General features: G+C 60.8%; 1 protein-coding gene. It reads left to right on the forward strand.

From position 1 onward, the window contains the following. Positions 1-115 precede the first annotated feature (115 nt). Complete coding sequence (locus IFO71_RS21275; RefSeq protein ID WP_192031701.1) at positions 116-4,156, forward strand: transglutaminase domain-containing protein; 4,041 nt, start codon at positions 116-118, stop codon at positions 4,154-4,156. Positions 4,157-4,265 lie beyond the last annotated feature (109 nt).

Here is a 4,265-nt window from a genome sequence, read left to right on the forward strand (position 1 = left end):
TAAGCGATGTTTCCACCGCCCGCCGCCCCCGACCGGCATGCCGTGGAATCCATGACCGGCATCGCGTGGAATCGGTGACCGGCATGCAATGGAATCAGTGACCGGTTTGCGTGGAATGCGCAAGGACCGTGCCTGGCTGCGCAAACACGGTCTCGACGAGCTGCTCAATCGGGTCGATGAAGCCGAGCAGGAAGCGATCGATCGCCACGCCCAGGTCATCGATCAGCTGCGCGGCGTGCAGCTGGCGATGTCGGCCAAGGCCGGCGACCCCAGCGCCGCCCTGGTCGAACTGAAACAGCTGCTGGCCAGCTTCGCCCCGCCCAAGCAGGGGCCGCTGACCGCAGAGCAGATGCGCGCCGAGATGGATGTGCCGCGCGCCGGTGAGCCGTTCAAGGATACCAAGGCCTTTCAAAACTGGTTGACCGAGGGCGAGGGCAGCAAGCAAGCCGAGCTGTTGATCGAAGCCAAGGCAGCGCCGACCCCCGCCGATCTTGAACCCACCGCTGAAGTGGTGTTCAGTGATCGCGTCCGCGCCAAGGCCGCCGAGCTTGATGGCAACCCATTGCGGATCTACAGCTGGGTACGCAATAACATCAAACTTGTTCCGGGCTATGGTGCTGCACAATCCGCCGATTTCACGCTGATCAACGGACAAGGTACGCCGTTTGATATCGCCAGCCTGACGATTGCGCTGTTGCGCGTTTCCGGTGTTCCCGCCCGTTATGCCACCGGGCGTGTCGGGTTGAGCGCGCCGCAGGCGAAGTCATGGCTGGAGCCAATCGCTGGCGCCGCCGATGCTACCGAACTGCTGCAGAACGCTGGTGTGCCTGCAGCCGCGCGACTGGTAAACGGGGTGGTCGAGGAAGTTCAGCTCGAGCACGTTTGGGTGGAAGCCTGGATCGACTACGAGCCGTCACGCGGCAGCGTGCACCGCGAGGGTGATACTTGGGTTCAAATCGATCCCAGTTTCAAGCAGCACACGGTTCGCCAGGATATTCAGCCGGTGCCGGATACCCACCCGATCGGTGCCGAAATCAATGCCATCTGGGAGCAGCGCGAGCAACTGGATGAAGGCGCTTTCACCCGCTTCGATCTGAATGCGGTGGCTGATGCCTTGTACGCCTTCGGCGACGAGCTGGTGGATGACGGCGTGCAGAGTGCCAGCTATCTGCCGCAAGTCGAAATCGTCGCGCAGGAGCCCGCCGTATTCCCGGCTACCCTGCCGTATGTGCTGTTTGCACAGTCGGGTAGCTTCTCCAACCTGCCTGACCGACTGCGCTATCGAGTGGAAATCGAAGTGCTGCGCGGCGGCAACAATCAACTGTTCCCGATCGGCTTTAGCCCGGTGCATACCTCGACCATCCCCCTGGCATCGATCGGCGGTCAGGGCATTCATGTCGAATATGCACCAGTGAACCAAACCGCCGAAACCCTTCTTAACACTCTGTATCAGGAAGCGCCGGCTGAGCTGTCTCCGTACCTGGTCGATGTCGCGCCGCTGTTTGTTATCGACGGCAAGGTGGCCGGCGTGTTGCCGGCGACCCGCATGGGCCAGACCGAACAGTGGCGGATCACCGTGCTCGATCCCTTGCGCTTGCGTCCGAGCAAGGCGCGGCCCTTTGAGTGGACCGCAGGCACCCAGGCCAATATCACCATTGATGCGTTTGGTTTCTCTGCTGCCTTGATGGAGCAGGAAGCGCCGGGATCGCTCAGCGGGCAGACCATCAACTCGCGCACCTTCCTGCGCGTTGCCGGTCTTAGCTACTGGTATGGGCATGACTACTATCGTGACGTCGCGAGCACCGCATTCGGTGGTCGCATTCTGCGTCAGCCTTCGGTCGGTGCGTTCTTCAAGCCGCTAACGGTCAGCTATTTCTTTGGCGTCGCACGCAGCGGTGCCTACCGTGGATTCACCACCGACGTACTCACCACGGTAGGCATGGTGGGGCCCGATCCGACTACCCAGCGCGACATGATGTTTGCCATGGGCAGCTGGGGTTCGATGCTGGAAGGCTTGATCTGGGACATCCAGAACGGTCAAAGCCCGGGCACTGCATCGACTTCAATCTCGGTATTGATGGCAGCCAACGAATCCGGCGTGCCGATCTACACCATTGATGACAGCAACCTCAACCGCATACTGCCGCGTTTGCGTCTGAATCAGGAGTCGATCGATGAAATCCGCTCGGCTGTCAACGCGGGCATGGTGGTGCTGACGCCTGAACAGGAAATTTCGATTGCCGGTCAGCCTGCGGTAGCGGGGTATCTGATTCGCGACCCGAACTCCGGCACCGGCTTGTCGCGCATCGATGGTTCGCTTAACGGATCGATCGTGGTGGGCTGTCTTGCCGAGGCGATTTCGCTCGACAACCTGCTCAGCTTCATCATGTGGCAGATGATCCAGCGCATGCTGGCTCCCTTGATTGCACGCGGGGTGATTGTCGCAGCGGCGATCTTCGCTCTCGGTCCGATCGGCGTGGTCGCCGCCACGGCGATTTCGGTGGTGACCTTGATCTGCGCTGCGATGACGATCCTGAAGTTCATGATCGATCTGGCCATAGGCGGCCTTGAACAGGCCCTATGCAACCTATTGGGCTCCTGCATGGCACGACGCGGCGGGCGCAGTTTGATGGGCAAGGGCCGTCCGATCATTCCCGATCTTGGCATGAAGTATCTGGCCGAGGTCGACTACGAGGGCACCGGGCCGTTCCCGCTGCGCTTCCAACGCAGCTACTTGAGTGGTGGACTGAACAAGAAACCGCTGTCGGTGGGCTGGGCGGCGCCGTACTTCGCTACCTTCAGCGAGAGCGAGAACAACACCGTGCCCGGCCAGCCCCAGGTCAATGCCGGCGAAAGCTATGTGCGGCTCGAACTGCTGCCTCCGGGCGCGCCGTTCCAATTGCCCACCATCACCGGCATGATCAAGGAGCCACACGGCCTGCTGTTCCAGCGAGAGAATGCCGGTTACCTGCAGTTCAATCGCACGCCCGATGGCTATTCAACGGTGAAGAACGCCGGTGAACAGTTGGAGCGTGTGGGTGAGCCGGAAGATAACCGCTGGCGCTATCGGGCGCAGGATGATGTGATCGAGGAGTACCAGGATGGCCGACTGGTATCGCTGACCGACCGCAACGGTCTGACCCAGACCATGGTCTACAACGCGCAGGATCAGCTGATTCGGGTCGAGCACAGTCTGGGCAAGACCCTGCGATTCAGCTACTTCCCCAGCGGCTTGCTGCAGAGCATGACCGATCCCGGCAACCGAACCACACGTTACGAGTACAACAACGATCTGATTCTCACCGCCGTGGTCTATCCGGACGGCAAGCGACGTGAGTACCTGTACGAAGACGAACGATTTCCGACCAAGCTGACCGGCCTGATCGATGAACGCGGAGTGCGCAGTTTCACTGTCGCCTACGACTATCGCGGCCGTGCGATCGAGACCTCAGGCCCGAATGGCGCCGACCGCTTCCGCTTCGAATATTCCGATCGCGGCTACAAGGAAATCGATCCGCTCGGCAGCGAGCGCAGCTACCGCATCGAACGCATCGAAGGCATCTGGCGCACCGTGGCCAGTGAGCAGGGCTGTGGTGCCTGCGGCACCGACAGTTCAGAGCGCAGCTTCGATGCCAATGGCTATGTGGCCTCGGAAACCGATTTCGAAGGCAATCTCACCCGCTACACCTATGATTCCCGCGGTCTGCTGCGCAGCACCACCGAGGCGCATGGTACGCCGATCGCGCGCACTACCAACTACGAGTATCACCCCGAACTGCATGTCATGACGCGGATGACCGAGCCGACCAGTGCCGGAACCCGCACCACCGTGCAGGTGCTCAATGAGCGCGGCGATGTGACCGAGCGACGGGTTTCCGTGGCCGGCAGCACGCGTGTCTGGAAATTCACCTACAACGGCAACGGCCAGGTGCTGACGGAAGACGGCCCGCGTGACGACATGGTGGACCTCACCACCTATACCTACGACCCGGCAGGCAATCTGGCGACCATGACCGATCCGCTGGGCTTCGTGACCCGTTACACCCGTTACGACGCCAGCGGCAATTTGCTTGAGATGGTCGACCCGAATGGGCTGCTGACCGAATTTGCCTACGATCAACGCGATCGACTGATCGAACAACTGTTGCGCGCCTAAAACCAGCCGTTCGCCTTGCCGAATTATTTATCACACGATTTGAAAACTTCCTTGGCAGTTTTCCATTTCGATGTCGCACGCGGGTGAGTATGTGTCGATTTCGTACCGC

Origin of the sequence: Pseudomarimonas arenosa, from assembly GCF_014841215.1 — a bacterium.
Taxonomy (GTDB): Bacteria; Pseudomonadota; Gammaproteobacteria; order Xanthomonadales; family Xanthomonadaceae; genus Pseudomarimonas; species Pseudomarimonas arenosa.